This window comes from Acinetobacter sp. SK-43, assembly GCF_015351505.1.
Lineage (GTDB): Bacteria > Pseudomonadota > Gammaproteobacteria > Pseudomonadales > Moraxellaceae > Acinetobacter > Acinetobacter junii.
The window spans coordinates 84,002-106,413 of record NZ_JADKPY010000080.1 but is presented as its reverse complement, the minus strand read 5'-3'; the positions used below and the strand labels follow the sequence as shown (position 1 = coordinate 106,413).

21 protein-coding genes are annotated in these 22,412 nt (G+C 39.1%); 8 read left to right on the top strand and 13 right to left on the bottom strand.

Going from position 1 to position 22,412, the window contains the following annotated elements:
* Positions 1-32: 32 nt before the first annotated feature.
* Complete coding sequence (locus IRT38_RS15395) at positions 33-971, top strand: DUF6929 family protein (protein WP_194598167.1); 939 nt, start codon at positions 33-35, stop codon at positions 969-971.
* Positions 972-1,095: 124 nt separating this feature from the next.
* Here IRT38_RS15395 and IRT38_RS15390 read toward each other — a convergent pair whose 3' ends face one another.
* The 3 genes from IRT38_RS15390 to IRT38_RS15380 form a co-directional block, all read right to left on the bottom strand.
* Positions 1,096-1,680 (bottom strand): dual specificity protein phosphatase family protein, encoded by a 585-nt coding sequence (locus IRT38_RS15390; RefSeq protein ID WP_194598166.1) that lies wholly within the window; start codon positions 1,678-1,680, stop codon positions 1,096-1,098.
* A 1-nt stretch (position 1,681) separates the two neighbouring features.
* Complete coding sequence (locus tag IRT38_RS15385; protein ID WP_194598165.1) at positions 1,682-2,491, bottom strand: MBL fold metallo-hydrolase; 810 nt, start codon at positions 2,489-2,491, stop codon at positions 1,682-1,684.
* Between the two features lie 228 nt (positions 2,492-2,719).
* Positions 2,720-3,355: a peroxiredoxin gene (locus IRT38_RS15380; protein WP_099949110.1), complete on the bottom strand. Its 636-nt coding sequence runs from the start codon at positions 3,353-3,355 to the stop codon at positions 2,720-2,722.
* A gap of 335 nt (positions 3,356-3,690) precedes the next feature.
* Here IRT38_RS15380 and secA point away from each other — a divergent pair, with 335 nt between their 5' ends.
* Positions 3,691-6,426 carry a preprotein translocase subunit SecA gene (secA, locus tag IRT38_RS15375; RefSeq protein ID WP_194598164.1) on the top strand — a complete coding sequence of 912 codons (2,736 nt, stop codon included), beginning with the start codon at positions 3,691-3,693 and terminating at the stop codon, positions 6,424-6,426.
* Between the two features lie 139 nt (positions 6,427-6,565).
* Positions 6,566-6,985, top strand: a complete 420-nt coding sequence (locus IRT38_RS15370) for a hypothetical protein (protein WP_099949109.1) — start codon at positions 6,566-6,568, stop codon at positions 6,983-6,985.
* 52 nt (positions 6,986-7,037) lie between these two features.
* Here the strand turns inward: IRT38_RS15370 and lpxO are convergent, their stop codons facing one another.
* The 3 genes from lpxO to trhA all read right to left on the bottom strand — a co-directional run bounded on the left by lpxO (position 7,038) and on the right by trhA (position 10,161).
* Positions 7,038-7,943: a lipid A hydroxylase LpxO gene (lpxO, locus tag IRT38_RS15365; protein ID WP_035338465.1), complete on the bottom strand. Its 906-nt coding sequence runs from the start codon at positions 7,941-7,943 to the stop codon at positions 7,038-7,040.
* Between the two features lie 154 nt (positions 7,944-8,097).
* Positions 8,098-9,408 carry an MFS transporter gene (locus IRT38_RS15360; RefSeq protein WP_004908848.1) on the bottom strand — a complete coding sequence of 437 codons (1,311 nt, stop codon included), beginning with the start codon at positions 9,406-9,408 and terminating at the stop codon, positions 8,098-8,100.
* Positions 9,409-9,519: 111 nt separating this feature from the next.
* Entirely contained in the window at positions 9,520-10,161 is a 642-nt protein-coding gene (gene trhA, locus IRT38_RS15355; RefSeq protein ID WP_194598163.1) for a PAQR family membrane homeostasis protein TrhA, read from the bottom strand.
* A 100-nt stretch (positions 10,162-10,261) separates the two neighbouring features.
* On the opposite strand from trhA, the gene IRT38_RS15350 reads away from it, so the two are divergent.
* Both IRT38_RS15350 and IRT38_RS15345 read left to right on the top strand, forming a co-directional pair.
* A complete protein-coding gene (locus IRT38_RS15350; RefSeq protein WP_194598162.1) occupies positions 10,262-11,476 on the top strand; it encodes a class I SAM-dependent methyltransferase in 1,215 nt (404 codons plus the stop codon).
* Positions 11,477-11,492: 16 nt separating this feature from the next.
* Positions 11,493-11,924, top strand: a complete 432-nt coding sequence (locus tag IRT38_RS15345) for a GNAT family N-acetyltransferase (protein WP_194598161.1) — start codon at positions 11,493-11,495, stop codon at positions 11,922-11,924.
* 60 nt (positions 11,925-11,984) lie between these two features.
* Here IRT38_RS15345 and IRT38_RS15340 read toward each other — a convergent pair whose 3' ends face one another.
* The 5 genes from IRT38_RS15340 to IRT38_RS15320 form a co-directional block, all read right to left on the bottom strand.
* The gene (locus IRT38_RS15340; protein WP_004963976.1) at positions 11,985-12,221 is read right to left on the bottom strand and encodes a hypothetical protein; all 237 of its coding nucleotides are present in this window, start codon (positions 12,219-12,221) and stop codon (positions 11,985-11,987) included.
* A gap of 280 nt (positions 12,222-12,501) precedes the next feature.
* Complete coding sequence (locus tag IRT38_RS15335) at positions 12,502-13,356, bottom strand: patatin family protein (RefSeq protein WP_194598160.1); 855 nt, start codon at positions 13,354-13,356, stop codon at positions 12,502-12,504.
* 66 nt (positions 13,357-13,422) lie between these two features.
* Positions 13,423-13,647 carry a hypothetical protein gene (locus IRT38_RS15330; protein WP_194598159.1) on the bottom strand — a complete coding sequence of 75 codons (225 nt, stop codon included), beginning with the start codon at positions 13,645-13,647 and terminating at the stop codon, positions 13,423-13,425.
* Between the two features lie 160 nt (positions 13,648-13,807).
* Positions 13,808-15,943, bottom strand: coding sequence for a 3-hydroxyacyl-CoA dehydrogenase NAD-binding domain-containing protein (locus IRT38_RS15325; protein WP_194598158.1), 2,136 nt, complete (start codon positions 15,941-15,943; stop codon positions 13,808-13,810).
* A 10-nt stretch (positions 15,944-15,953) separates the two neighbouring features.
* Positions 15,954-17,159 carry an acetyl-CoA C-acetyltransferase gene (locus IRT38_RS15320; RefSeq protein WP_194598157.1) on the bottom strand — a complete coding sequence of 402 codons (1,206 nt, stop codon included), beginning with the start codon at positions 17,157-17,159 and terminating at the stop codon, positions 15,954-15,956.
* A gap of 178 nt (positions 17,160-17,337) precedes the next feature.
* Between IRT38_RS15320 and IRT38_RS15315 the strand changes: the two genes are divergently transcribed.
* Positions 17,338-17,877 (top strand): AAA family ATPase, encoded by a 540-nt coding sequence (locus IRT38_RS15315; RefSeq protein ID WP_194598156.1) that lies wholly within the window; start codon positions 17,338-17,340, stop codon positions 17,875-17,877.
* Positions 17,878-18,025: 148 nt separating this feature from the next.
* On the opposite strand, the gene IRT38_RS15310 is transcribed toward IRT38_RS15315, so the two are convergent.
* A complete protein-coding gene (locus IRT38_RS15310) occupies positions 18,026-18,490 on the bottom strand; it encodes a GNAT family N-acetyltransferase (protein ID WP_194598155.1) in 465 nt (154 codons plus the stop codon).
* Positions 18,491-18,585: 95 nt separating this feature from the next.
* Complete coding sequence (locus IRT38_RS15305) at positions 18,586-19,599, bottom strand: AraC family transcriptional regulator (RefSeq protein WP_004908826.1); 1,014 nt, start codon at positions 19,597-19,599, stop codon at positions 18,586-18,588.
* Positions 19,600-19,813: 214 nt separating this feature from the next.
* Here IRT38_RS15305 and IRT38_RS15300 point away from each other — a divergent pair, with 214 nt between their 5' ends.
* Both IRT38_RS15300 and IRT38_RS15295 read left to right on the top strand, forming a co-directional pair.
* On the top strand, positions 19,814-20,932 hold the full coding sequence (locus IRT38_RS15300; RefSeq protein WP_194598154.1) for a CaiB/BaiF CoA transferase family protein: 1,119 nt from the start codon (positions 19,814-19,816) through the stop codon (positions 20,930-20,932).
* 132 nt (positions 20,933-21,064) lie between these two features.
* Positions 21,065-22,309 carry a carbohydrate porin gene (locus tag IRT38_RS15295; RefSeq protein ID WP_194598153.1) on the top strand — a complete coding sequence of 415 codons (1,245 nt, stop codon included), beginning with the start codon at positions 21,065-21,067 and terminating at the stop codon, positions 22,307-22,309.
* Positions 22,310-22,412 lie beyond the last annotated feature (103 nt).

The following is a 22,412-nucleotide window of genomic DNA, read 5'->3' as shown; positions in this document are numbered from 1 at the left end:
TGTGCGTTTTTCATCGAATAGGAGATGAAGTAATGGAACAAACGGATTTAAAGATACTTGAAAAATTTAGTTTTTCGCCAGACTCAGCAATTGGAGCATTGTCTGGCGTTGCTTACTTAGGCGACTACTTATATTTCGTTGGGGATGATGTTCGTTACTTATTAAAAACTAGCCTAAAAAATAAAATTACTGCAACAACAACTTTTGAAAAAGTCCCTTTATTGGAGTCATCTGAGCAAGAAGCTCTCACCGTATTAAGCAAAGCAGAAAAGCCTGATTATGAAGCATTAAGTTGTATCATTTTTAATGAACAACTTCATTTATTGGTTATGGGCTCAGGTTCGACTGAAAAGAGAAAGCAAGCTCTGTTGTATAATCCATCTAATCATCAAGTTCAGACTTTGCTCGATAAGTTGGATTATGATTATTTGCAGCACTGCGTTGCACTCACAGGCGGAGCAGATTTAAATATAGAAGCAGTATGCTCAGATAATCATCATCTTTATATCTTCCAACGTGGCAACATTAATCACTTTCATGGTGTTTTAGTATTTGATCTAGAAAAAATTCAAGCACATAAATCTTTAGAAAATGCTCTTATACGTTCATTTAATCTCACATTGCCTGAGATTAATGGTTCAGTAAGCGGTATTTCAGATGCTTATTTTCTTGTAGATAAGAATTTGATCGTTGCAACTGCAGCTGTCGAGCAAACCTTAAATACCTACGATGATGGTGCAGTGTTAGGAAGTTATATTTTAGTGCTCTCACCGAAAGGGGAAGTGCTAGATTCCTTTTTGATCCAAGATGCTGAGGGAAACTCTTTAGCTATTAAGGTTGAAGGAATAACTTGGCTTGAGTCAAATGCTGATGGAGAGGTCTTCTTATTAGTCACCGATAGTGATGGCGGTCTTTCCGAAGTGATCACGGTTTTGCTCAAGAATTCGGTTTTTAGCAAACTAGATACTTAGAGATTAGGTTTTATTGGTGATCTCACAATCTGAAAAAAGATGTATTTCTAGAGTCTTAATTATTCTAATAATAGTGAGAGGTTTTTTGCCAAGAAAATCCACCTCTCAAGTGAGTTTTTAAGTTTTAACTTGAAGGGTTGGATAATTGCTGCTGAATCCATTGTACATTTTCTGAGGTAAATAGATTTTCAATGTTTTTCCAAATGATATGGTAGCCATATCCTCCTTGTTTCATTTCTTGGACTGCATTTTCAATTGACCAATTTTCAAAAATAATACGATACATCGCAATGGTTGCACCTGTTCGATCTGATCCGTGATAACAATGAACAAGGACTTTTTGATTATTGTTTTTTGCAATCTGAATAGCTTGCATCGCTTGAAGTAAGTCTTGGCGATTAATTGCCCATGTTTGAATTGGTATATGTACTAAATTTAGCGATTGATTTTGGAGAACTTTTGCATCTTCATTTCGAGCTCTTAAATTGATCACCGTTTCAATCTGATATTTTTTTAGTAAAGGTATTAACTCAGAATTGGGTTGTTCACTGCGATAAACATCCTGACTGATCTGATAAAAATTATGCGTATCCGAGATTAAAGCCCCCCAATTTTGAGGGCGTTGAGATTGCTCTATACTCGGATGTGTCATACATCCATGTAGACTTAATGTTGAAACAACAAAAACAGTAATAAATATTCTTTTCATTTTATTGATAGCGATTAAATTCATAAGGGTCGTGGGCACAAATTAACTCAATGTTGGGTTCATGTTGAGCGAGATATTGTAACTGTTTAAGGTTTTGCAAACGTAGTTGGTTATCTTCAGCCAATAATCGTTCAGTGAAATCTAAAGCTCTGAGCTTGTTTTTTGGGTTTAGCTCAAGATGAGTGTAATAGGCATCGCCACAGTACAACATCCAGCCATCGGCCTTTTTAATCGCAATTCCACAGTGCCCAGCGGTATGTCCAATTAAGGGAATCATTAAAATTTCATCGTGAAATAACGGAAGCCCTTTAACTTTTTGCAAGTTAAACCATGGCTCGCCATCATTATGTTCAGCAAAGTTCCAATAGCGATGCTGTTTAAACTGTTCAGTCTTATAACGAAGTTTGCCTTTGGTTGTAAGTGATTGAGTGGCATTAAATTCCGCTGCTAAGAGATGCACTGTTGCATTTGGAAAATCAGAAATTCCACCAGCATGATCAAAATCTAGATGGGTCACAAAAATATGTTTTACATCACTCGGGTTAAAACCAAGTCGCTGTATCTGCTGAATGGCAGTTAGTTTTAGGTTGGGTACAATTGAGCCAAATTGTTTAAGTAAATTCCCTAAACGCTGTTCAGTATGCAGATAGTCTTGAAGTCCTAAGCCTGTATCAATTAAGACTAGACCGCGATCAGTTTCAATGAGGAGACAATGACAGACTAGATGTGCTTTCCAACCTTTTTGACCAAACAGCGGGGCGCAAACTGGACAGAAACTTCCACAGTGCAAATGATGAATGTTATAAATCATAGCGTTCTTATTTTATTAAAGTTTAAGAATTCTCTTATAACGTATCAAATAAGAAAACTAAAATGAAATTTTATAAGCTTAAAAAAATGCCTATCGATATGATAGGCGCTGGAGTTTGAAAATAAAATTTTGTTTTAATAAGTGGTTTGGTATGGTGCGTTGAATATTTTTATACGATGTATCTCATCAGTCTTGCACTTCGCTCAAAACCTTGAATTAGCTTCAATCTTACTCAGGCTGAGGCGTGAGACGTAAATAAGGTTTTACAGCAGTGTAACCCTTTGGAAAACGTTGTTTAATTTCCTCCTCATCTTTGAGTGATGGGACAATAACAACATCTTCACCGTGCTGCCAGTTTGCTGGAGTCGCCACTTTGTGATGATCTGTCAACTGTAATGAGTCAATTACACGTAATACCTCATTAAAGTTTCGACCAGTTGATGCAGGATAGGTAATAATCAAACGAACCTTTTTATTGGGATCAATAATAACCAATGAGCGCACGGTTAGAGTTTCACTGGCATTAGGATGGATAAAATCATACAGCTCTGAAACTTTACGATCTTTGTCTGCAATAATCGGGAAATTCACCGTTGTGTTTTGAGTTTCATTGATATCCTGAATCCAGCTTTTATGTGATTCCACATCATCCACAGATAAAGCGATTGCTTTTACGCCTCGTTTTGTGAATTCATCTTTGAGCTTTGCGGTGAACCCCAGTTCTGTCGTACAAACAGGTGTAAAATCAGCAGGATGTGAAAATAAAATCCCCCAGTGGTTACCTAGAAACTCATAAAAATCAATTTTTCCTTCGCTCGATTCTTGTTGGAAATTTGGAGCAATATCACCTAAACGTAATGTCATACTTCGTCCTCAGAACATTTCTAATCTTATGTATGTTGGATTAATATGCGCCAGAAGGCATAGAAGTAAAAATATTGTTTTTTGATTTTTTTATGAGTTTAAAAGATATAGAGCTGGGTTTGGTTGGAAAATTGATCGGAAATTCACATTTTAGTCGATGTAACTTATAGTCAAATTTGCTACATTAACTGACTTTGGTTGCTTGTGGTCAGAATTGCCTCGCAGATTTTTTTACCTGTTTGGATGCAAAGCCCTTGTAGTTCTTATTTCTGACTCCATAATAACAGCTAAGAAAAAATTACCTATTTAAACAAACAGGATTAGAGAGTTTATTCATGTTGGCAAGTCTGATCGGAGGTATCTTCGGTACTAAAAATGAGCGTGAGCTCAAACGCATGCGTAAAATTGTTGAACAAATCAATGCGCTTGAACCGACGATATCTGCTCTTAACGATGCAGACCTTTCTGCAAAAACTCAAGAATTCAAAGAAAGATTTAAAAACGGTGAAAGCCTAAATAAATTATTACCTGAAGCATTTGCAGTTTGTCGTGAAGCTGCAAAACGCGTGATGGGAATGCGTCACTATGATGTTCAGTTGATTGGTGGTATCACACTGCACGAAGGCAAAATTGCTGAGATGCGTACAGGTGAAGGTAAAACCCTGATGGGTACTTTAGCGTGTTACCTCAATGCATTGAGTGGTCAGGGTGTGCATGTCATCACAGTCAATGACTATCTTGCACAACGTGATGCTGAACTCAACCGCCCATTATTTGAGTTTTTAGGTTTAAGCATCGGTGTGATTTATTCGATGCAAATGCCTGCTGAGAAAGCACAAGCTTATTTAGCAGACATTACTTACGGTACGAACAACGAATTTGGCTTTGATTATCTTCGTGACAATATGGTGTTTTCTCTACAAGAGAAAAAACAACGTGGTTTAAGTTATGCGATCATCGATGAAGTAGACTCGATCTTAATTGATGAAGCACGTACACCATTGATTATTTCAGGTCAAAGTGAAGATTCATCGCATTTATATCAGTTAATCAATAGCATTCCTCCAACATTAAAACCTCAGAAAGAAGAAAAAGTGGCTGATGGCGGACACTTCTGGGTTGATGAGAAACAACGCTCAGTTGAAATGACTGAGGTTGGTTACGAGACTGTTGAGCAAGAGTTAATCCGTATGGGATTACTTGCTGAGGGTGAAAGTCTTTATTCTGCTGCGAACCTAAATCTGGTTCACCATGTCACTGCTGCGATTCGTGCGCATTATCTATACCAAAAGAACGTTCACTACATTATTGGCATTAATCCTCAGACTCAAAAAGAAGAAGTGATTATTGTTGATGAAAGTACGGGTCGTACGATGCCTGGTCGTCGTTGGTCTGAAGGTTTACACCAAGCGGTTGAAGCCAAAGAAAATATGGAAATTCAGCCTGAAAACCAAACTTTGGCAACCACAACGTTCCAGAACTATTTCCGTTTGTATAAAAAGCTTTCAGGCATGACAGGTACAGCTGATACTGAAGCTGCTGAAATGAAAGAAATCTACGGTTTAGATGTTGTTATTATCCCAACTCACCGTCCGATGGTGCGTAAGGATCACAACGACTTAATTTATTTAAATCGTAACGGTAAATACAACGCAATTATCGAAGAAATTACCAATATTCGTAAGCAGGGTGTTGCGCCGATTTTGATTGGTACTGCAACGATTGAGGCGAGTGAAATTTTATCTGCAAAGTTATTACAAGCAGGTATTCAACACGAAGTCCTCAATGCAAAACAACATGAGCGTGAGGCGGACATTATTGCTCAAGCAGGTAGTCCAAACGCCGTAACGATTGCAACAAACATGGCAGGTCGTGGTACGGATATTTTGCTTGGTGGTAACTGGAAAGCCAAACTCGCAAAAATTGAAAATCCTACGCCAGAAGACGAAGCTCGTTTACAAGCGCAGTGGGAAAAAGATCACGAAGATGTATTGAACTCAGGTGGTTTGCATATCATCGGTTCAGAGCGCCATGAATCACGTCGTATTGATAACCAGCTACGTGGTCGTGCGGGTCGTCAGGGTGACCCTGGTGTTTCTCGCTTCTACTTATCGCTTGAAGATGATTTGATGCGTATCTTTGCGGGTGATCGTGTTGTTGCCATGATGCGTGCAATGGGCTTACAGGAAAATGAAGCCATTGAACATAAAATGGTGAGTCGTTCTATTGAAAATGCACAGCGTAAAGTTGAAGCCCGTAACTTTGATATTCGTAAAAACTTATTGAAGTATGATGATGTAAATAATGAACAACGTAAAATTATTTACTCACAACGTGATGAGATTTTGGCAGAAAGTACATTACAAGATTATATCGAAGAGATGCATAAAGAGGTGATGAAAGGCGTTATCGCGAACTTCATTCCACCTGAATCAATCCATGACCAATGGGATATTCCTGGTCTAGAAACCGCTTTACGTACGGATTTAGGTATCGAGCTTCCTGTACAGCAGTGGTTAGATCAAGATCGCCGCTTGGATGAGGAAGGTCTGATTGCACGTATTTCTGATGAAGTGATTTCACGTTATCGTCAACGCCGTAATCAAATGGGTGATGAATCTGCTGCGATGTTAGAGCGTCACTTTATGCTGAACTCTTTAGATCGCCATTGGAAGGATCATTTAGCTGCGATGGATTATTTACGTCAGGGTATCCACTTGCGTGGCTATGCTCAGAAAAATCCAGAGCAGGAATATAAGAAAGAAGCATTTAATTTGTTTGTGAACATGTTGGGTATTATCAAATCAGACGTTGTGACTGATTTATCTCGTGTTCATGTACCAACAGCAGAAGAATTGGCTGAGCTTGAAGCACAACAACAACGTCAAGCTGAATCAATGCGTTTATCATTTGAACATGATGATGTAGATGGTTTAACGGGTGAAGTGACTGCATCTGAAGAGCCTGAATATACAGTGAATAATGCTCCATTCCCAGTTCCAGAAAGCCGCAATGCACCGTGTCCTTGTGGTTCGGGATTAAAATACAAACAGTGTCACGGTAAAATTTAAACTTCGATATCGTTTGATAAAAAAAGCAGGGTTAATCCCTGCTTTTTTTACGAGAAGTAACTTGAGTCGTTAAGTGCTTTATAGTTTCATTATTCAATAGAATGACTTTGACTGAATTCGCATGAAACGCGGGAAGACAATGAAAAAACCATTACAACTTTTAATTTTAGCGAGTGTTGCGGTATCAAGTGTAGGCTTTGCTAATGAAGCACCACAAGCAACGACCACAACCACAGTCGACAAAGTACTTGCAGCAAAGGGCCCGACGACAGCTGAAGCTCAAGTTAAACGTGAAGTGACCACAGTAATCAGCCCTCGTACAGGGATTCGATATACACTTGGAGATACAGGGAATCGCCCAATTGTTTTGCAAACAGCGGCTATCGCACCTGCTAACTCTGCCAATATCAATCGTATCGTAGCTGCTAACCCGGCATTATCTGCAAAGAGTCAGGAAAAGGCGAAGATCGCACTCATCGGTGAAGCCGCAGTACAAGCTGCTGATGCAGCCGCTGCTCAAACAGCAAGTGCTCAAGCACCACAAGCTACCAATCAATAAAAGTTTCAACAAAAAAGGAGATGCATCTGCATCTCCTTTTTTTTACAGCTAATTAAAGAAAGCTAGGTAATAAAATCAGACCAATAATGATTGCAAACATCAGCCATTTTGCAAGATAGTAAACTTTACGATTACGTTGTTTTAAACCACGACCATAATGATGTACGGCATAGCCATACTTGAAAATTCGATTGATAAAACCTGTTTTATCTTGATCATCATTCGGTGAACTTGCAGCTGACATAACATTCCGACCAAACCAATGATTGATCTTCTGAGCCCAGCCCCATTTCATTGGACGCTCGATGTCACAGAATAAAATAATACGGGTCTGATCCGTTTTATTTTCAGCCCAATGTACAAAAGTCTCATCAAAAACGGTTGCTTCACCATCGCGCCAGCTATAGCGTTCTTGATCAACTTCAATAAAACAGTCATCGCTGTTAGGTGTTACTAAACCTAAATGATAACGAACTGAACCCGCATAAGGATCACGATGTTTACCTAAATAACTTCCAGATGGAAGTTCAGTAAACATTGCTGCTTTTACTGAAGGAATACTTTCTAACAAGGCAACTGTCTTAGGGCAAAGTTGTTGAGCTGATGGATGGCTAGCTTGATACCATTTTAAATAAAAACGTTTCCAACCACGTTTGAAGAAGGTGTTAAAACCAGCATCATTATTCTTTTCAGCTGCTTTAATTTGATTTTGTAGCTGGATTGCTTCTTCACGGATTACTTGCCAATTGTCCTGTAATGGTTTGAGCTCAGGAAACTGCGCCACATCAAAGAATGGTTGGTTCGGTAATTTGGAGAAACCAGTCATAAACATATTAACTGGTGCTAGAAATGTCGAATGGTCGAATAATTGTCGAGATGCTTTTAATCGTTCTTTGCCACGATAATAAGTGTATAAAAAACTGACCAAAAATACGGCAACGATAATCACTGCGTACATGAGCACAATCATCTAAAAAAAGGGAGTCGCGTATTTTAGCACAAAAAATATTAGCGGGAGAGATGTTGTAGCGATTGCAAACAGGTGAGTAGAGTTGCCTGATAAATGGTTTGAGTGAACCTCTCATGACGTTCACTCAATAAGAACATATAGATTAGACTTGGTTATTTACATCATCGTGTTTGGTTTCACGGATGAACAAAAACGCGATTAATGAAAGAATTGACGCTAAACTCAAATACATTCCTACAGCACCTAAACCATAGCTTTCAGCAAGTTTGGTTGCAATATAAGGAGCAAAGGATGCACCAAATATACCTGCCAAGTTGAAAGTTAATGCTGAACCTGTATAACGGACTGATGTTGGAAAAATCTCAGAAAGTACAGTTCCAATCGGTCCGTAAGTGAGTCCCATGATTGATAGACCAATACATAAAAATAGGAACACAAGTAATGGGCTACCTGACCCTAAAAGCGGCGCAAAACAAAGTCCAAATAAGGCTGATAAGATACAGATAGCAACCGATGTATTTTTACGTCCAAACTTTTCAGCAAGAATCGCTGAAACAGGAATGAAGGCTGCAAAGCAAAGTGTTGCGATCAATTGTAATTCAAGGAAATCACCGCGAGCATATCCCAGTTTTGTTGTACCCCAGTTGAGTGCAAAAACAGTTGTGAGATAGAACACGACAAAAGTACAAATCGCAGCAACAGTACCCAAGACCAACATTGGGAAATGTTTCGTCATAACCTCTTTGAATGGGACATTAACTTCTTTTTGTTTGTCTAAAACTTTTTGAAATGCAGGAGTCTCATGCAATTTCAGACGGATATAGAGACCAACCAGAACTAACACCGCACTTGAGACGAATGGAATACGCCAGCCCCAAGTCATGAAATCTTGTTCTGACATAAAAGCATTCAATAATAGGAAAGAACCTGTTGCGAGGATAAAACCAATCGGGGCACCCAGTTGAGGGAACATGCCATACCATGCACGTTTGCCTTCAGGTGCATTTTCAGTCGCCAGTAGAACAGCACCACTCCATTCACCACCAAGACCGAGACCTTGACCTAAACGGCATAAAGCTAATAGTAAAGGAGCTGCAAGACCAATTTGTGCATAGGTTGGCAGTAAACCGATACAAACGGTTGATATCCCCATAGTGAGTAAAGCTGCGACTAAAGTTGCTTTACGTCCAATTCGATCTCCCAAATGTCCAAAAATTGTGGCTCCGATCGGGCGAGCAATAAAGGCAATTGCAAAAGTTGCGAGGGATTTTAGTACAGCGGCACCATCACTACTTTCTGGGAAAAATAAATGAGGAAAAATTAAAACGGCTGCAGTTGCGTAGATATAGAAGTCAAAAAACTCAATCGTGGTACCCACGAGACTGGCAAATAATACCCTTGTTTTTGAATTGCTTGCCACTTCGGGGGTGACAGTCGTAGTGCTAGACGACATACGAGACCTTATTTTATTTGATCAAGACACAGAAATATGGACTTGAGAATTTCTTGAATGCAAAGTCTACTCATGAAACTAGTGTCATTTCTTTTGGCCTGTCGACAGGAGTTAAAGTACATAACAGTAGATTGCAAGAAAGTGTAAACCTGCCCCGATTAGCACAAATACATGCCAAATTGCGTGGGTATATCTTACCTTTTTTAAAGCATAAAACAATGTGCCGACAGTATAAGCAAGCCCACCCGCAATCAATAACTGGATTACTTCTTTTGATAGATAACGTTGCATATCATCCATAACCAACACGGCTAACCACCCCATGATGATATAGGCAGCTAAAGATACTTTTTGAAAACGATGAATCAGGATCAGTTTAAATACGGTACCAATCAAGGCGATGATCCATAGTGCAATTAATAAATAATGTGCTTTCGCTGTCGGGATTGCGATACTTAGAAAGGGGGTATATGTTCCTGCAATCAGATAATAAATCGCAGTATGGTCAAGTTTTTTATACCAGTAGCGTTTCATTCCATCCTGAGAGAAATGGTAAAGCATAGAACTGCTGAGGAGTAATACAAGACTGAACCCATATACCCATAAACTCATCCATTGTCCGAAAGGTAGTCCATATCCTTTGATAATTAGAAACACCGATGCAATTAGCGCCAGAACTGCACCAATCCCGTGACTATAGGCATTAATTAATTCTTCTTTGGGATCATAATTGGTTAGAAAATTAGCGTTCATTGAGCTTCTAATAGTATAAAAATACAACTGTATCGTAATGCAATTTCCCTTTTAAAGTAAGACGCTATAAAATTTAGTTTCTATTTGTCAGGTTTTCACTATGTTTGCGCCCAAATTTTCCTTTGAACAAGAACAGCAATTTTTCTTGGAGATTCAGCAATCTATTGAAAACAATAGTTTTGATCGATTGATCTTGAGTCAATACAAGGGCGAAATGACAGATTTAGAAAAAATGACTTTTCGCATTATTGAACTGCAAAATCAAAGTATGCTGTCCTGTTTATATCATTATAAAACGCAAGATATTACTAAGAATTATCCGATTGAAGAGGGATTAGAGAAAATAGCCGAGCTGTTGGCTCAGTCGAAACAAGCTAATCTATTTACAATGCATCAAGATATTCAACTGAAAAAAAACAAAAAGAAAGCCATGTTGAATGCACAGAAAAAGCAAATCAGTGTAAACCAAGTTCAACAGCATCACGATCGTGAAAAACATCGATTTGTTCAGCAACAAAGTCCATTTCTTAAACATCTTGGAATTACCGATGAAAAGGCACAACTCATTCCAAGTATGGCGCGCAAGTGGAAACAGATTAATAAGTTTATTGAAATTTTTTCAAATGCTTATGAGCAAATTGATGCTTCTCAACAAGAACTTAATATTGTTGATTTTGGTTCAGGAAAAGGGTACTTAACTTTTGCTTTGTATGATTATTTATTAAAGCAAAATAAAACTCCGTTAATCACAGGTGTTGAACTGCGTTCGAATCTTGTACAGTTTTGCCAAAAAGTTGCAGATGATGTTGGCTTTAATCATCTTGATTTCTTTGAAGGTGACGTGCGGAGCTATGCCCCAGAAAAGCTAGATGTCATGATTGCACTACATGCTTGTGATGTAGCAACCGACTTTGCAATTCATACAGGAATTCGTCTGAATGCTTCAATGATCATGTGTGCGCCATGCTGCCATAAAGAGCTGCGACCTCAATTAAAAAGCCCAGAGGTTTTACAACCGATGCTTCAGTTTGGCATTCATGCAGGGCAGCAGGCAGAAATGCTGACAGATACATTACGTGCTTTGTTGCTTAAGGCTTACGGCTATGAAACAAAAGTTTTTGAATTCGTTTCACTGGAACATACCAGTAAAAATAAGATGATTTTAGCGACCAAGCGTAAAGATGTTCAGCAGCCTGATCCGAAAATTATGCAGCAAATTCAAGCCTTAAAACAGATGTATGGTATCCAAAAACAAAGCTTGGAATTGCTGTTACAAGATCAAATGCCGATCGAAAATTTAGGTTGTAAGTGCTAATTAAGCTGAGATCGAGATGTTTATAGTCCAAAGTGGTCACTGGGATAAGTTAGAGCAAGACGCAAAGTTCATTCGAAAACAAGTTTTTATAATTGAGCAGAACATTCCTGAAGAAGAGGAGTGGGATGATCAAGACATGATTTCAGATCATTTTGTTGTCTATGATCAAGATCAACCAATTGCGACTGCGCGTTTATTACAAAACAATAGTGTAGGGCGTGTGGCTGTACTCAAAGCTTATCGCGGACAAGGAATTGGACGTATGATTATGTTAGAGATTATTCAGCTTGCACATCAACAAGATCGAACATTTCTTCAATTATCCTCACAAGTTCACGCCATTTCATTCTATGAAAAATTAGGATTTTCGATACAAGGGGATGCATACGATGAGTGTGGAATTCCTCATATAAAAATGCAGTTGGTGATTGAAACTAAAAAACACTGAAACGAAGATTTAGATCATAACTTGCTCGATCGATGCTCAGATCGAGCAAGTTATATTTCTTTATTGATGTTGCTGATGTTGGGTTTCAACCTCTGAGCTTGCTTGAGCATTTTCTTGAGCGATTGCTTTTTGTTGTTCTGCTGCTCGCTGTGCTCCAGGCATATAATCTGGTTCATTGCTCATAGCTAAGTAGAAGAAACTGAGAAAAATTGTACTAAGTACCCCAACGATAATGACAAATTTCCAACCTAATACGGTTTCACTTGAATCGTTGTGAGAGTTTGAGCGATTACTCATAAAAAATTCCAAAAATAAAATAAATAAAAAACTTGCTAGAACAACATCATTTAATCAATTTGATAAAAAGCCTAAACATTATATGGTTTTATAGTTTGTTTTGGGCTATCTGATGATTTGTATTATTGATTGAAACTTGAAAGTTGATTCGCAAAAGAGAATAGTCTGAAATTAATATTTAGGGCTAAATCTAAGCGATTATTTAGAATTAGATATGATTTACATAAGTTTCCAAGTCTTCAATATTATAGTATTCAAAGACTTGGAATAAGCGTGATGATTATAGGGCGTTCCAATCTTCAATAGCTTTGAAGCCTGTTTCTAGACCAATATCATAACTATAACGAATCTTGGCTTTATTCTTGGTGAGTCGACCCGCCATATGTTTTAAGTCGGGTGGGCAAACCTCCAATATTTTTTGTTCAGATGCTGTTCTAACAAATTCAACAGATTCATTATAGCGTTGCGTTCTTGCTAATAAACTTTTGGCAAAACCATGTCGTTGCTTGAATGCATACCTTGCAAGTAGTTGATCACCTTTACTACTGGCTTTGTAGTAATTTTTGGGGCGAGTTCTCAGTACCATGAGTTTAGATACATTGGTTTGTTTCGCCGTCCAAAGTACGGGGAGAGCATCTGCGACTCCGCCATCAAAGTAGGGTTCACCAAAAACTTCTACTGCTTGACGGGTAAGCACAGGAATAGAACTTGATGCACGTAATCCATCGAGAATGTTGTCTTTGGAGGCTTTGATATATGTTGCATCTCCTGAAATAGCATGGGTCAATACCATGTAGAACTCAGGATGATTGGCAAATAATTGAGTTTGATTGAGTGGATTTTCTTTTTCAACCACTTCCCACATCCATTTCAAATCAAGTAAGTCACCACCTTTGAAGAAGCGTCCATAATGAATGAATTCGGATCGAAGAGAATGATCTAAATAGATTTGTAGGGTGCGACCTTGTTGAGCTGCGAGGTAATTAGCGACATTGGTAGAACCAGATGAAACACCAACACAAAGATCAAATGGATTAAATTGTTGCAGTAAAAATGCATCTAAGACACCGCTGGTAAATGCGCCGCGCATTCCACCACCTTCAACGACCAGTGCTTGACGATTTTGTTGAAGCATTCAATATCTCGAATAGGATGATAAATCCCTGTTTAACACGGATTTATCATCTTCGACAAGAATACTTTAGTGATTGTGTTGCTGATCCTCGCTATGTTGAGCTTCGCCATTTGCTGGAGATTGTGACATTTCAGCTGCTGCCGCTGCTTTTTTTTGATTCATTGGCATATAGTCAGGCTCATTATTTATGGCTAAATAAAAAATCACCATAAAGATAAAGCTTAAAATGCAAGTGATGATCAGTGCTTTCCAACCCCACGGCGAGGTTTCAGGACATAATTTCTCAGACATAAGACAAATTTCCAAAGGACAAAAAGTAAAGCAGAATTGGTATATTTATAGCACAATTTGTGATGGATTAGACGTAATTCGGTTTTATATCAATAAATACAAAAAAGCTCATATCAGTTAAAGAAACTGATATGAGCGTAAAGTGAAGAGAGTGAAAAAATTATTGAATCATTTCTTTCTTCTGCGCTTTGTTTTTTAACAATTGTGGTGGATTGAAACGTTCACCATATTTAGCAGCCAATTCTTCTGAACGTTGTAGTGATTTTTCAATCCCATTTTGATTTAGGAATTGAATTGCACCACCAGTCCATGGAGCAAAACCGATTCCAAAAATTGAACCGACATTGGCGTCAATTACTGATTCTAGAACACCTTCTTCATAGCAGCGTAAGGTATCGAGTGCTTGAACAAACAAGAAGCGATCAATCATATCTTGTTCAGAAATATCATTCGCTTTCGTCCAACGGCTGAGCCCATCCCACAAATGTTTTTTGCCATTTTCTGGATATTCATAGAAGCCAGCACCTGCTGCTTTACCTTTACGATTTAGCTCGTGAATCATGGTGTGAACCACTTCATCTACAGGGGTTTTCGGTAAGTCTTTCCCTTCAGCTTGCAATGCTTTACGCGTTTCGCTTGCTACATGCTCAGTCAGAGTTAGAGATACTTCATCCTGAATCGCAAGAGGACCAACAGGCATACCCGCTTTGAGTGCTGCCATTTCGATTTTCGCTGGATGTACTCCCTCAGCAAGAAGACGCATACCTTCTTGAATGAACGTACCAAACACACGACTGGTAAAGAAACCACGACTGTCATTCACCACGATTGGTGTTTTAGCAATTTGTTGTACAAAGTCATAGGCTTTAGCTAATGTTTCAGCTGAAGTTTCTTTGCCTTTGATGATTTCGACCAATTGCATTTTGTCGACTGGGCTAAAGAAATGTAAGCCAATAAAGTTTTTAGCATCTTTACTTGCTGTTGCTAGACCTGTGATCGGTAAGGTAGACGTGTTCGATGCAAAGATTCCATCTTCCGCTAAATACTGCTCAGCTTCTTGAGTCACCTTGGCTTTGAGTTCTTGATTTTCAAATACTGCTTCAATGATTAAGTCACAGCCTTGTAGATCAGCTGCATCAGCAGTAGCCGTAATAAGCGCTAACACTTGATCACGTTTTTCTGCGGTCATACGACCTTGTGAAACACGTTTATCAAGTAGCTTTTGTGAATAAGCTTTGCCTTTCTCTGCATTTTCTACAGACACATCTTTGAGTACGACAGGAATTCCTTTGATTGCGGTTGAATAGGCAATCCCTGCACCCATCATACCTGCACCTAAAACACCGACTTTTTTCGCTTGCCATTTAGCAACTTCAGCAGGACGACTCGCACCTGATTTAATTGCATTTAGACCATGCCAAAACGTACCGATCATGTTCTTCGACACTTGACCGACAGTCAGTTGCGTAAAGTAACGTGATTCAATACGAAGCGCGGTATCTACATCGACTTGTGCACCTTCAACTGCAGCCGCCATGATCGCTTCAGGAGCAGGGTAGCAACCTTTGGTTTTGTCACGTAGCATGGCAGGGGCAATTGCAAGCACTTGCGCAACCGAAGGCGTTTTAGGATCACCACCAGGGATTTTGTAGCCTTTCACATCAAATGGTTGCTGTGATTTTGGATTAGCTTTCACCCAAGCAATTGCTTTTTCTAACAGCTCTTGTTCATTCTCAGCCGTGTCATGTACCAAACCAAGAGATTTTGCTTTATCGACACCAAATTGCTTACCTTCCATGAGGAACGGGAATGCATTTTGTAAGCCGAGCAGACGCACCATACGGACGATACCACCACCACCAGGAAGTAGTCCTAAAGTCACTTCAGGTAAACCAAATTTAGTTTTTGGATCATTAATCGCAATACGATAATGACAACCTAAAGCGATTTCCCAGCCACCACCAAGCGCAGTGCCGTTTAAAGCTGCAACAACAGGCACACCTAAAGTTTCGATTGTGCGTAAGTCACCTTTGAGTTTTTCAATCATCTTGAAAAATTCAGTAGCGTGTTCAGGTTGTACCTGAATCAGCTCATCTAGGTCACCACCAGCAAAGAAGGTTTTCTTAGCTGAACGGAAAATAATACCTTTCAGATCAGTTTCAGCTTTAAGCTTTTGACTGACTTCATCTAAAGCATCACGGAACTCTGCATTCATGGTGTTTGCAGATTGACCAGATGAATCAAGCGTAAGAATTACAATATTGTCAGCGTTTTTTTCGTATTTAAGAGCGCTCATGTTGTTCTCCTTACACCAACTCGATAATGGTAGCGATACCCATACCACCACCGACACATAATGTTGCTAGACCGCGTTTTTTACCTTGACGCTCTAATTCATCTAGCAAAGTTCCTAGAATCATGGCACCTGTTGCACCCAATGGATGTCCCATCGCAATTGCACCACCATTGACGTTGACTTTCTCAGCAGGAACTTTCAGTTCTGTAATAAAACGCATCACCACAGCTGCGAAAGCTTCATTCACTTCAAATAAATCAATATCGTCGATGCTTAAGCCTGCTTTTTCTAATGCTTTACGTGCAGCAGGAGCAGGACCAGTCAACATAATGGTTGGATCTGTACCGACTAATGCAGTTGCAAGCACCTTGGCGCGAGGTTTTAAACCTTGCTCTTTGACTGCTTTTTCAGAAGCCAATAACACCACCGCAGCACCATCGACGATACCTGATGAGTTACCTGCATGATGGACGTGATTGATTTTTTGAGCTTCAGGATACTTCTGTAAAGCAACAGCATCGAAGCCCATTTGACCCATCATTTCAAAGCTAGCATTCAGTTTTGCTAAACCTTCAACTGTGGTATTTCCTTTGATAAACTCGTCTTTTTCTAAGATTGTTACACCTGCATGATCTTTCACAGGCACTACGGATTTATCGAAATAACCATTTGCTTGAGCAGCAGCGGCCTTTTGTTGTGAACCCACTGCAAAAGCATCTACATCTGCACGGCTATAACCATCTAAAGTTGCAATCAAGTCTGCACTCACACCTTGTGGTACAAAAGATGATTTTAAATTGGTTTCTGGATCAAGCGCCCATGGACCACCATCAGAACCCATTGGAATGCGTGACATTGACTCCACACCGCCAGCAACCACAACATCTTCCCAACCTGAACGAACTTTTTGTGCTGCCAAGTTCACAGCTTCTAAACCAGAAGCACAGAAACGGTTGATTTGTACGCCTGCGACATCATCATTCCAACCTGCAGCAATCGCAGCAGTTTTGGCAATATCCCCACCTTGATCACCAATCGGTGTCACACAACCGAGAACGATATCATCGACTTTAGATGTGTCGAGTTGATGGCGTTGTTGTAATTCATTCAATAATGTTGTGAGTAAAGTAATTGGTTTTACTTCATGTAATGAGCCGTCTTTTTTTCCTTTTCCGCGTGGTGTGCGAATGGCATCAATAATATAGGCCTCGCTCATAGCTGTTCCTTGTATTGCCTTAAATTAAAATCATTGTGCTTCGAGTGTACTCAATTTAAGTGTCAGTGCAATGATGATAAACATTGGTAAGTTTGATGTTTTTCGCCAATTCAGTTCACTATTGAATAGTTGAAATATTTAGTAAAATGCATGTCCATAATTCAACATAATTTGCTTGATGAAATTTATTAATATTATTGGTACTACGGGTTCTGGCAAATCTACGCTGGCTCGAAAGTTGGCGGAAAAATTAAAAATACAATATATTGAACTGGATGATTTGCTATGGCTAGATGATTGGCAAGAATCTTCAAATGATGCATTTTTTTGCAAACTTAAACTGAGTATGGATGCAGCATCAACGGGATGGGTGATCGATAATCTTTATTCACGCAGTATTGATATGATTTGGTCTGAGGTGGATACGGTCATTTGGCTAGATTATTCTTTTTCTGTTAACTTTTATCGTCTTACTAAACGGACTTTGTGGCGTATTTTAAGTCGTGAGCGATTATGGAAAAACTCGAATAATAGAGAGAACTTGAAAATGGTATTCTCCCCAAAATCGATTTTTTTATGGATGTTTCAGAAATATCCACAAAATAAGAAAAGGTATTTAGCGATGATGAATAACCCCAAATACCAGCACATACGATTTATTCACCTAACTTCGCCTCGGAAGACAGCTGCTTTCTTAAAACAAATAAGTGGTGATTGATAATTAGCATTAAAATCAGGGTATTGGCTATGTTTTTTCAAGATAATTTTTGGGCTTTACGGCTGTAATACTTGTTATTAGATTGCTTATCAATGAGTTTTTTTCAAAACAATCTCTTTAAAAAAACAGATTAAAATCTGAGATTAAACTATTGATTAGACAAGTTTAAATGAAAGAATTGGCTATATTCAGATTCATTATATTCAGCAAAGGCTTGACCCTCTACGAAACCAAATTTCTTGTATAGATGAATTGCTGCATCAAAGTGGGAGTCTTTCCCCGTTTCTAAACTCACTTTTTGAAAATTGCTATGTTTAGCAATTTTCAAAAGATAATCGAGTAAGTGTGTCGCTACACCTTGACGTAGATGTTGGGGATGAGTCCGCATCGATTTAAGTTCAGCATGATAGGGGTTAAGCTCTTGAATCGCGCCACAACCAAGAAGCTGATCATCACGCCAAAGAGTATAAAATCGAATGGAGTCTTTTTGTAGGCTGCTGAAATCGAGTGCAAAACTATGCTCAATAGGTGTGTTCTGATGCATGCCGTGCAAATGAATGCGTATGAGGTCTTGAACTTGAGGGTCTGAAAAATCGCCTTTTTTGATTATCATTATTTATCGTGATTGTTGAGGAATATAGTGGATTAATACCATATTTTTCAACAAGTGTTCAACTTTTTAGGGTTGAACACTTTGTCTGATTTAAGTTAATTGTGATGCCCATGCAACTGACGATATAAACCTGGGGTAACACCAGTCCATTTTTTAAAGGCGCGGTGAAAGGTACTAGTTTCACTAAAGCCAACTTGTTGAGCAACATCTTCTAAAGTGAGGTTTGGAGTGAGCAATAAATGAATCGCAGCGTCACGACGTAAGGCATCTTTGACACCTTGATAGCTTTTACCTTCCGCAGCCAAACGACGACGTAATGTTTGAGGAGATAAATACAACATAGATGCCACATCATTTAAAGTTGGCATTTCTTCGCCGATTTGGCTCTTCAATACATCACGGATACGCGAAGTGAGTGAGTTGGTGTTTTTGAATTTCACTAGAAGTTGTGCTGGTGCGGCTTTTAAAAACTCTTCTAAAGTTTTTTCATCCTGACGAATAGGTAGATCTAAATAATCTGCAGCAAAGGTAATTTCTGTACGCGGTGCGTCAAACTGCATCACTGGTGCAAAAAATAGCGCATCATATTCATCAGCATGGTTAGGGCGTTCATAACCAAAATGGACGCGCTCCAAAGGTAAGCGACGTTCGATTAACCACGAAGCAAGACCATGCCAAATCATCAGCATACTTTCCGTAATAAAATGATCAGGGTCAAGCGCTTTAGGAATGTGAGGTACTAAACGAGCTTCGTGTTTATCACGCTCTAAACTTACAGACCATTCATCACCGAATAATTTGTAAAATTGTGAGGAAAGTTCGAGTGCTTGTCCAAGTGTTTTCGAATGTATGATCAATTGGCACATGATCGCAAATGTACCTAAACGACGTGGTTGAACATCGAAACCAACGTGTTCGTCTTGGGTGACCATCCATAACATTTTGACAAAGCGAGTGTATTGCTCTGGGGAGATTCGAGCTTTAGGTTGACGAAGCAATTCTGCTTCAATACCGACATGTGAAAGTAATGTTTCAACGTCCATGCCTAGGCGTTTTACACCTGTTAAAGCCGCATTCACGAAGTGGATGCTGATCGTATCACGGCTCATATTGAATCCTTCAGTTTCTTTACTATTCACGATAATTGACCTAAATAACCGTCTAAAATATCTAATTGAGCAATTGACAAGAAAAAATTGTTGCTCACTAAGTACATGTTAAATTGCCGAAACTATCAAGGTAAATGGCTGAACATGACATTGTTTTTGTGTTTATCCGAACCTAGTATAAAAGAAAATTTGAACAATATGAGTAAAAATTATTATGCCAACTGCTTTAAAGGGATTGAAAGTTCTAGATTTTTCTACTTTGTTGCCTGGTCCATTCGCAAGTATGTATCTTGCAGACATGGGTGCAGAAGTTATCCATGTAGAATCTCCGAGTCGTCCAGATTTGGTTCGAATCATGCCACCTTATGCCAATGGTCAAGCCACTGCGCATAGTTATCTTAATCGAAATAAACAGTCCATTACGCTTGATCTAAAACATGCTGCAAATATTGAGTTAATTAAAAATAAAATTTCAGAGTTTGACATCCTGCTTGAACAATTTCGACCAGATGTGATGCGTCGATTAGGGTTGGATTATGAAACGCTTGCTGAGATCAATCCTCGATTAATCTATTGTTCTATTACAGGTTACGGTCAAACAGGTGCATATAAAGATCGTGCAGGGCATGATATTAACTATTTAGCTTTAGCTGGTATTTCGGGTCATAGTGGTCGACAAGATAGTGGACCACCTCCATTGGGTGTACAGATTGCGGATGTCGCAGGAGGTTCTTTGCATGCGGTTATTGGGATTTTAGCTGCTGTAGTTGAGCGTCAGCGTAGTGGTATGGGGCAATACATAGATATTTCTATGACGGACTGTGTGGCTAGTTTAAATAGTATGGCCGCCTCAGCAAGTTTGGCTGGTCAGACACCGCAAGGTCCTGAGCAAGGGATGCTGAATGGTGCTATTTTCTATGACTATTATGAAACCAAAGATGGTCGTTATTTCTCTGTAGGAAGTTTAGAACCACAGTTTATGGCTGGGTTAGCTGCTGCATTAGATTTACCTATATTGATGGCAAAAGGTAGTTCTTTTGACCCCGAAGATCGTCAAGTGATTAAACAAGCCTTAAAGGAAAAGTTTAGATCCAAAGATTTTGCTGAGTGGCAATCAATTTTTTCGCAATTAGATATTTGTGTGGAGCCAGTGTTGAGCTTAGATGAAGCTTTGACTTCACCGATTGCAAAACAACGCGGTTGGGTGGTCGATGTGCCTTTATCTGAAAATACAGATCAAACTGAGCCTCAATTAGCATGCCCAATCAAATTTTCACGTTCTCAAATGCGCTATCAATTTATCGGACAAGGTTTGGGTCACGGAAAATGGTAGAAAATATGTGCATACAATCACAACTTGGTAAAATATTGCACATTTAATCAAGTGATTAACATTTTGAATAAATTAATCAATTAAAAATGGGCGTAACCTTTTATATACAAAAACATAAAAGGTTACGTAAACATGACAATCTCTAAATCATGGGTTGTATCTTGTTTATCCGTTCTTTCATTGAGTCTTTTCACACATCACACTCAAGCAGCTTCTTCCGCATTTGATCCTCATGGTCAATGGCTGTTGGGTGATTGGAACGGTCAACGCACTGCGTTACAAGATCAAGGTTATAACTTTTCTGCTGATTACACAGGTGAATTTGCAGGGGTTTTAGATTCTAAACAATATTCAAGTCATGGCAGTGAATTCACTGGGCAACTGGCTTTAGGCACACACTTTGACTTAAATAAAATTTTAGGTTGGCAAGACACTGAAGCTCAAATCACTGTGACCTATCGAGATGGCCAATCATTGTCCCAAACTGCAGATGGTTTACAAGGACATCTAAGTTCTACCCAAGAAGTTTGGGGGCGTGGTCAAACTTGGCGTTTAACTGATCTGTGGATCAAAAAGAAATTTTTAGATCAAGCTTTAGATATCAAGGTGGGACGTTTTGGTGAAGGTGAGGATTTCAACAGTTTTAACTGTGATTTCCAAAACTTGGCATTGTGTGGCTCTCAAGTCGGCAATTGGGTGGGTGATCAATGGTACAACTGGCCTGTCAGTCAATGGGCATTGCGAGTCAAATATAACCTGCAGCCAGATTTATATGCGCAAATTGGTGCGTATGAATATAACCCAGAGAACTTACAGCGTGGTAAAGGCTTTAATTTAAGTACAGATGGATCACATGGTGCGATTATTCCAGCTGAGCTGGTCTGGGCACCAAAACTAGGTCAACAATCTCTTTTAGGTGAATACCGTTTTGGTTACTACTACAGCACTGCCGATGCTGCTGAAATTGAAAACCCAAGCAAAACTGAACATAAACAAGGCGGTTGGTTTACTGCCAAACAGCAATTAACACGTCATGATGATCAATCTGATCGTGGTTTAACTGGTTTTGTGAATCTCACAGTACATGATTCAAAAACCAACTCCATCAAAGATATGCAAAATGTTGGATTGGTTTATAAAGGTCTGCTCAATCAGCGTCCACAAGATGAACTAGCACTCGGCGTAGCACGTATTCATGCCAATGACAAAAACAATCCTTTATTGGATGAAGAATACAATACTGAGTTGTATTACGGCATCCATGCAACTAATTGGTTGACCATCCGTCCAAATATTCAATATGTACACCATGTCGGTGCCTTGAAAGATGGCGATAAAACATGGGTGGGTGGCATCAAGTTTCAAACCATTTTTTAAGTGTTTTATTCGGAGTTCTATAGCTCATGTTTGCAACTCAATCGGACTATAGAACGCTTTAGCTTTTCAATTGAATGTTAAGTGAATTGATCATTTGCTTAGT

Coding starts and splice junctions, on each gene's coding strand:
- secA (WP_194598164.1), top strand. CDS start 3,691: ATGTTGGCAAGTCTGATCGGAGGTATCTTCGGTACTAAAAATGAGCGT.
- trhA (WP_194598163.1), bottom strand. CDS start 10,161: ATGAACGCTAATTTTCTAACCAATTATGATCCCAAAGAAGAATTAATT.
- lpxO (WP_035338465.1), bottom strand. CDS start 7,943: ATGTACGCAGTGATTATCGTTGCCGTATTTTTGGTCAGTTTTTTATAC.
- IRT38_RS15395 (WP_194598167.1), top strand. CDS start 33: ATGGAACAAACGGATTTAAAGATACTTGAAAAATTTAGTTTTTCGCCA.
- IRT38_RS15310 (WP_194598155.1), bottom strand. CDS start 18,490: ATGATAATCAAAAAAGGCGATTTTTCAGACCCTCAAGTTCAAGACCTC.
- IRT38_RS15350 (WP_194598162.1), top strand. CDS start 10,262: ATGTTTGCGCCCAAATTTTCCTTTGAACAAGAACAGCAATTTTTCTTG.
- IRT38_RS15345 (WP_194598161.1), top strand. CDS start 11,493: ATGTTTATAGTCCAAAGTGGTCACTGGGATAAGTTAGAGCAAGACGCA.
- IRT38_RS15380 (WP_099949110.1), bottom strand. CDS start 3,355: ATGACATTACGTTTAGGTGATATTGCTCCAAATTTCCAACAAGAATCG.
- IRT38_RS15320 (WP_194598157.1), bottom strand. CDS start 17,159: ATGAGCGAGGCCTATATTATTGATGCCATTCGCACACCACGCGGAAAA.
- IRT38_RS15330 (WP_194598159.1), bottom strand. CDS start 13,647: ATGTCTGAGAAATTATGTCCTGAAACCTCGCCGTGGGGTTGGAAAGCA.
- IRT38_RS15370 (WP_099949109.1), top strand. CDS start 6,566: ATGAAAAAACCATTACAACTTTTAATTTTAGCGAGTGTTGCGGTATCA.
- IRT38_RS15390 (WP_194598166.1), bottom strand. CDS start 1,680: ATGAAAAGAATATTTATTACTGTTTTTGTTGTTTCAACATTAAGTCTA.
- IRT38_RS15340 (WP_004963976.1), bottom strand. CDS start 12,221: ATGAGTAATCGCTCAAACTCTCACAACGATTCAAGTGAAACCGTATTA.
- IRT38_RS15300 (WP_194598154.1), top strand. CDS start 19,814: ATGCCAACTGCTTTAAAGGGATTGAAAGTTCTAGATTTTTCTACTTTG.
- IRT38_RS15325 (WP_194598158.1), bottom strand. CDS start 15,943: ATGAGCGCTCTTAAATACGAAAAAAACGCTGACAATATTGTAATTCTT.
- IRT38_RS15360 (WP_004908848.1), bottom strand. CDS start 9,408: ATGTCGTCTAGCACTACGACTGTCACCCCCGAAGTGGCAAGCAATTCA.
- IRT38_RS15385 (WP_194598165.1), bottom strand. CDS start 2,491: ATGATTTATAACATTCATCATTTGCACTGTGGAAGTTTCTGTCCAGTT.
- IRT38_RS15315 (WP_194598156.1), top strand. CDS start 17,338: ATGAAATTTATTAATATTATTGGTACTACGGGTTCTGGCAAATCTACG.
- IRT38_RS15295 (WP_194598153.1), top strand. CDS start 21,065: ATGACAATCTCTAAATCATGGGTTGTATCTTGTTTATCCGTTCTTTCA.
- IRT38_RS15335 (WP_194598160.1), bottom strand. CDS start 13,356: ATGCTTCAACAAAATCGTCAAGCACTGGTCGTTGAAGGTGGTGGAATG.
- IRT38_RS15305 (WP_004908826.1), bottom strand. CDS start 19,599: ATGAGCCGTGATACGATCAGCATCCACTTCGTGAATGCGGCTTTAACA.